This is a genomic window from Catalinimonas alkaloidigena (assembly GCF_900100765.1).
Lineage (GTDB): Bacteria > Bacteroidota > Bacteroidia > Cytophagales > Flexibacteraceae > Mooreia > Mooreia alkaloidigena.
The window spans coordinates 1-4,350 of record NZ_FNFO01000029.1 but is presented as its reverse complement, the minus strand read 5'-3'; the positions used below and the strand labels follow the sequence as shown (position 1 = coordinate 4,350).

General features: G+C 48.4%; 2 protein-coding genes and 2 pseudogenes. 2 read left to right on the top strand and 2 right to left on the bottom strand.

Annotated features, from left to right (window positions below; genetic code table 11):
* Positions 1-136 precede the first annotated feature (136 nt).
* Positions 137-640, bottom strand: coding sequence for a winged helix-turn-helix domain-containing protein (locus tag BLR44_RS28375; protein ID WP_089688876.1), 504 nt, complete (start codon positions 638-640; stop codon positions 137-139).
* A gap of 385 nt (positions 641-1,025) precedes the next feature.
* On the opposite strand from BLR44_RS28375, the pseudogene BLR44_RS29495 reads away from it, so the two are divergent.
* A pseudogene (locus tag BLR44_RS29495) lies at positions 1,026-1,247 on the top strand (IS3 family transposase); the annotation flags it as partial.
* 63 nt (positions 1,248-1,310) lie between these two features.
* The gene (locus tag BLR44_RS28365; protein WP_089688872.1) at positions 1,311-3,776 is read left to right on the top strand and encodes an ABC transporter permease; all 2,466 of its coding nucleotides are present in this window, start codon (positions 1,311-1,313) and stop codon (positions 3,774-3,776) included.
* A 349-nt stretch (positions 3,777-4,125) separates the two neighbouring features.
* Here the strand turns inward: BLR44_RS28365 and BLR44_RS29245 are convergent.
* Positions 4,126-4,350: pseudogene (locus BLR44_RS29245) on the bottom strand (PepSY-associated TM helix domain-containing protein); the annotation flags it as partial.

Below are 4,350 nucleotides of genomic sequence, written 5' to 3'. Positions count from 1 at the left end.
GATATCTGAGTCCAGTAAAATATGAAGCTTTACAGACACAACATTTATCAACTACTGTAGCTTAACTCCTCATCCACTCAAACAGGGGAAACCCAGGTAAGTTCTTTGCAGGGAAGGATGCGCCGAAAAAGCGGCTTCATCTAGATAAGCCAGGCTGTAGCCCTCTTGCTGGGCTTTTTTTGAGCGCAGGTAAGTCGTGCTCCCGCCATTGTTTGAGCTTGGCTGGATCTTGTAGATAGCTGCGCCGGTCCGGTTTTTGGCGGCTGTAGCCCAGGTGATGCAGCAGATCGCCTACTGAACGCACTTGGTAATGCACTCCGAACTTAGTTGTAATGAGTTGTTGCACGCGCCCACGCGACCAGAGGTTGCCCTCGAAGCCATGTGCCTGAGCGCCTTCGTCCAGGTAAGTGACCAATTGTTCGAGCTGCGAGGGGGAAAGCTTCCGCTGGCTACCTCCTAGCTTAGGACGTTGTAAGGAGGCTTCTCCGCGCGCTCGATATGCTTTTAAATAGCGGCTCACCGAGGGTTGACTCAATCCAGTGGCCTCTACGATAAAGGAAACCGGCTTACCCAAGAGATGTAATTCGATCGCCCGACGACGCAGCACCAGGATTGTATCTAGATTTTTTCCCTTTTTCATAGAGCAACTTAATCTATTCTATCTCATTCACCGAAGCTATAACTGCGTTTGGACGGTCGGCCGTTGCCGTGGGCGATATTACTTATTTGCATTGATGACCGGTGGCTGGCTGTACCTAGCTACTTGGATGGATGGCACGGATCACCCCGTTGTGCTCCCGTTACATTGTAGGCTGGCATTTGGACGACCATATGGAGGAGAGTTTAGTGGTTCCTGCATTTCGTAGGGCTGAACAACACAGAAACCCAGCATTTGGTCTGATTGTACATTCTGATGGGGGTGGCCACGGGGCCGCCCGAGCGGTTTGGCTCAAACAACTTCCGCAAGCTTCTGGAGGGCAAATATCGCCAGAGCATGACGCGCAAGGACCACCTCACATTACGACAATGCTCATGCGGAGTCGCTGTATTCAAGGTTTAAATCGGAATTAATGGGAAATGGTGCGTTTCTTAGCCTGGCCGATGCCCGCAAAGAAGTCTTTGCCTACATTGAGGAGTATTACAACCGTGTCCGCAGACACTCCTCTCTAGGTTACCTTAGCCCTGCACAATTCGAGGTTGAGTTAGCGAGACGCTGGCAATCGGAGGATCATTTGTCTAGTAAATAACTGTCCGCTAAAACCCTGTCACCTCAGTCCGACACACTTCAGTAATCACTAACCAACAACGGTATGTTCAAAAGTTATCTCATTGTGGGCTGGAGAAACCTCTGGAAAAGCAAGCTCTATGCATCGCTTAATGTACTGGGGCTAACCTTAGGAATGGTTTGCTTTTTATTGATCGGTCTTTACGTTTATGACGAACTGAACTTTGACACCCAGCATAGCGAAGGTGACAAGATTTATCGGGTGATAACTCATGAGAAAAATCCCAGCAATGAAGCCACGACGGTTGCAGCGGCAGGTTATATGCTGGCAGAAGAAGCCCGGCATGTCTTGCCGGAAGTGGAAATGACAACGCGCATGCAGCGCTCTGGCCGACGTAATATTTTCAATCCTGAAAATCCTGTTTACCTGCAGGAAACTGTTACGATCGCTGATGAGTATTTCCTGCAGGTATTTGATTTTCCTCTGCTTGAAGGCGACAGACGGACCGCTTTGAAAGAACCGAATACGATCGTCATTACGGAAGATCTCGCGATGAGGATCTTCGGTAGGAAAGATGTAGTCAATAAAAACGTTCGGTTCGATTACATGCAAACTCCATTGAAGATCACTGCGGTGTTAAGGAACCATCCACAGAACTCAAGCTTTAACTTCAGTAGTGTGACGTCAATAGCAACAAACATGAATTTTGAGGGCTTCAAACGCGCGGTGGAAAGTGATTGGGCCTCGACAAGCTTTACGGTGTATGCCTTATTACGGCATGAGGCGGATCCTGACTCGGTTTCCCGTAAGATGACACGCCTCGTTCATGCGAATGCAACACTTGAGCCAGGAACGGAGCTCTCCTATTCGCTACAGCCATTAAAAGACATACATCTTAAATCGGCTGGGATTGCCGACGGCGCGCGTTATTCAAACGTTGAAAGTATCTCACAAGGTAACCCTGTTTACTTAACCGTGTTCTCTTTTACAGCCCTTTTTGTTTTGTTGATTGGAGGCATCAACTATACCAACCTCACTACGGCGAGAGCATCAAGCAGACTAAAAGAGATTGGGGTGCGAAAAGCCATTGGTGCGGTGGGTAGTAATCTCATCAAGCAATTCCTTGTCGAATCTCTGATCACAACAGGCATCGCGTTTTTCGTTGCGGTGCTTATTGTTGCCATGTTACTACCCACCTTCAATGACTTCGTCAATAAGAAGATTGAACTTTTTGCGTCAGTGGGCTTGCGCTTCTGGAGTGCGGCCATATTACTAATCATTTCAATCGGATTGATATCTGGTGGCTATGCAGCGATAATGCTTTCGCGTTTCAATCCCGTCTCGCTTTTGAAAGGCCTAAAGGCAAGGCAGGGTGGAGATTTCTTTTTGAGAAAGGCGCTGGTTGTCTTGCAGTTTACAATTTCAACAGTCATGATCATCGGTACAATGGTGCTGTTCATGCAGGTTCGCTTCCTCAATAACAGCGAACTTGGCTTCGACACAGACTTGATGGTTGTAATCGATGTGAATGTCGAGAAGGCGCGTTCAAACGTTGAGTGGGTAAAGAACGAAATGTCTACTATGAGTACTGTCAAACACGTGTCAGCGACATCGCGTGTACCTGGCGAATGGAAATCAATTCCAAAGATTAAAGTTAAAAAAGAGGGCAGCGCTGGAGAACTGCACACGGCTTATACGATTGCAGCTGATAGGGACTTTCTGAGTACCTATGAGATAGCATTGCTTAAGGGAAGAAACTTCCAAAACGATAGGGATACTTTGTCTGTGATGATCAACGAGGCTGCAGCAAAGATCCTGGGCATTACTGATATTTCCGATGAACTGATCATTCCGCAGGTTGCCTTAAATCAATTCTTTACGCCAATTTATAATGACCCCAATGCTGCGTTCACACCACGTGTGGTTGGAATTGTGAAAGATTTCCATTTTCAATCACTACGTGCTAACATTGAACCATTGATCATCACGTATCAGTATAACCCGATCTTCCCGATTGATTATTACTCAGTGAAGATTCAACCTCATGACATTCAGGCTACCTTGGACCAGCTTAAGGCGATCATGGTCGCCAATGATGAAACCGACCCCTTTGAGTACCATTTTCTTGACCATCAGCTTGCACTGTTTTACATTGAAGACCAACGCAGCCAGACGATCCTAGGCTGGGTTGCGATTGCCAGTGTCGTTGTTGCATGTCTCGGACTTTTCGGACTGGCAACCTTTTCTGCGGAACAGCGCCTGAAGGAAGTCGGCATGCGCAAAGTATTAGGCGCAACCCCCCTGAACATTATGGTGTTGCTTTCCAAAGATTTCGTCGAATTGGTTTTGATTGCTTGCAGCATTGCATTCCCCATTGCCTGGCTTGGCGCAGACTGGTGGCTTCAAGGCTATGCTTACCATATTGATGTTGAGTGGTGGATCTTTGCACTGGCAGGCATTATGGCAACAGGTATTGCTTTGCTGACTGTGAGCTACCAGGCGATCAAGACTGCCGTTGTAAACCCAGTCAGGATATTGAGATCGGAATAAAGTAACGTTGGCGGGCTTGTTGTTCAAATTTGATTATCAGGCAGGAGATAAAGAGCATACAAAACCGTGGGGCAAAAGCTTCATTCCGCCAATGGGGGCTTACATTTTCTTATCAGTGGTAACCACTGCCTGTGAGTAAAGTGCTCTGGAGCCTTACTGCTATGTTGATGAGTCGGCGGGTGGTTTGTTCGCGGTTCGGACGGTGGCCTAAATCGTGTAGCGGGCGCTTTCAGGTGAAGGGAGATACAGAAGCTCAGGCAAACGCTTTTCCAGGTAGCGGCAAGAATCAACAGAAAAAGCTTTAAAATAAAACTCAGCCATACAGGGGCCGCGGAGGGTCCGCATTCCGTCAGCCTTTGGAGGCATTCACCTGTTCGGCCACCGCGGCGGGCGTCGGTTGTTTTGGTGAAAGGCGACCGCCGGAACGTTTAGCGCGCGTACCCCTGCCCTGCGCGTTGCGCGGCTTCTTTTTCTTCTTTCCTAACCAGATGATCAGGCCTGTGATCGGCAGGCTCGCCGAGATGAGACACGCCAGAAAGGCGATGATCTTCGTCCAGAGTCCCCCGACGGACCC

Coding starts and splice junctions, on each gene's coding strand:
- BLR44_RS28375 (WP_089688876.1), bottom strand. CDS start 640: ATGAAAAAGGGAAAAAATCTAGATACAATCCTGGTGCTGCGTCGTCGG.
- BLR44_RS28365 (WP_089688872.1), top strand. CDS start 1,311: ATGTTCAAAAGTTATCTCATTGTGGGCTGGAGAAACCTCTGGAAAAGC.